This is a genomic window from Desulfotomaculum copahuensis, from assembly GCF_001655685.1.
Classification (GTDB): domain Bacteria; phylum Bacillota; class Desulfotomaculia; order Desulfotomaculales; family Desulfovirgulaceae; genus Desulfotomaculum_G; species Desulfotomaculum_G copahuensis.
Genome location: NZ_LYVF01000029.1, coordinates 1 through 1,756 on the forward strand (window position 1 = coordinate 1; position 1,756 = coordinate 1,756).

A 1,756-nucleotide genomic window follows, 5' to 3' on the forward strand; every position below is an offset into this window, starting at 1 on the left:
CCTGTGGATAATGTGGATAAGTTTGTAGATAACTTGCCGTTCAAGAGGTCAGCCTGTGAGTGAATTTAATCCCGTCAGCCAGTCGAAAATAGTCGAGGAACAGGTGTTGCCCGCCGCCAACCGGGGGAATATCCTTGCTTTGACTTCCACCTGCAATGTGCGCTGTTTGTTTTGCAGCCATCATCAGAATCCGCCCGGGGTTGAAACTTACCGCCTTAATCCGCTTGGTGCGGAACAGGTGTCCCGGGCGCTGGCACTGATGGATCCGGAAAAACCGGTGGTGATCGGTGAATCAGTCACCCGGGTGATGGAAGGGGAACCGTTCACCCACCCGGCCTTCCGGGAGATCCTCATGTTGATCCGGCGGACATTGCCGCGGACAACCATACAGATCACCACCAACGGCAGTTTGCTGACGGCGGAGGCGGCCGGTTTTTTGGCCGCTCTGGGACGGGTGGTGATCTATCTTTCCTTGAACAGCGCCGATCCACAACGGCGCCGCCAGTTGATGCAGGACCGTCACGCCGCCGTGGCCGCCGCCGCGCCGGCCTTGTTGCAAAAGTACGGTATCGTCTGTCACGGCAGTGTGGTGGCCATGCCCCATGTCCTCGGTTGGGCCGACCTGGCGGATACATTGCGCCGGCTGGACCGCTACGGCGCATCCACCATACGCGTTTTCCTGCCCGGTTATACGCGCCTGGCTCCGCGGGAGCTGCGGTTTCCTTCCTCCTTATGGATTGAACTGCACCGGTTTGTGGATCGCCTGCGCTCTCAGGTGCGTACGCCGCTAACCGTAGAACCGCCGCTGATCAGCGACTTGCAGGCGGTGGTGACCGGTGTCATGGCCGGCACGCCGGCGGCGGAGGCGGGTATAAAAGCCGGGGATGTAATCTGCGCTGTGGAATGCCTGCCGGTTGCCGGGCGGGTGGATGCGTTCAAACGGATATTGGCGGCGGCCGGTCCGGTGGTTGACCTGGAGCGGGAGGGAAAGCCGGTAACGGTGAAACTGCATAAAAAAGCAGGTGATACTTCCGGTCTGGTGATGGATTACGATATCGACCTGGAAGACTTCTCCCGCCGGATCAGATACGCTGTGGCAACGGGCCGTGAAGACCGGCCGGCACTGTTGCTCACTTCGGAACTGGGCCATCCGGCGGTCAGGCTGGCTTTGGCCCGTTTGTTCCCCGGGGGTGCGGGCGGGGTACGGGTACTGCCGGTAAAAAACAGGTTTTTCGGTGGTTCGATCAAAGCGGCCGGATTGCTGGTGGTGGAAGATATGGCGGCGGCCGTGCGTACCTGTCTGGACAATGACCGCTGCGCACGGCCGGCGCTGGTTGTAGTGCCGGAAATCGCCTTCGACTTCCGGGGGCGGGATCTGACCGGCAGGTCTTATCTGGATTTGCGGGAGGAATGCGGTTTAGCGGTCAGGCTGGCCTGAGTTAAAATTTTATTGGGTTAAATTTGTACCCGGCTTAATCTTCCGGCAGGAACGGCATCATTATTGTTGAAATTTATCTTTATGTCTTCTTTTTGTGTAATTTGAGCGGGGAGGGGTCATCAAGTGTACTGGGACCGCGAGCACGAAACCATGCCCGTGGGGCAACTGCAGGCGCTGCAGCTGGAAAGGCTGCAGCTGACTATCGAGCGAGTTTACCGCAACGTGCCTTTTTACCGGCAAAAGTTTACCGCCATGGGCGTCAAGCCCTCTTCCATCCGCACCCTGGCGGATCTGAGCCGGCTTCCTTTCACCGTCAAG

Annotated in this window: 1 protein-coding gene and 1 pseudogene; both read left to right on the plus strand. The window is 58.9% G+C overall.

The window, feature by feature from the left end; all coding sequences use genetic code 11:
• The first annotated feature begins 55 nt into the window (after positions 1–55).
• On the plus strand, positions 56–1,438 hold the full coding sequence (locus A6M21_RS02635) for a radical SAM protein (RefSeq protein WP_066666360.1): 1,383 nt from the start codon (positions 56–58) through the stop codon (positions 1,436–1,438).
• 123 nt (positions 1,439–1,561) lie between these two features.
• A pseudogene (locus tag A6M21_RS02640) lies at positions 1,562–1,756 on the plus strand (phenylacetate--CoA ligase); the annotation flags it as partial.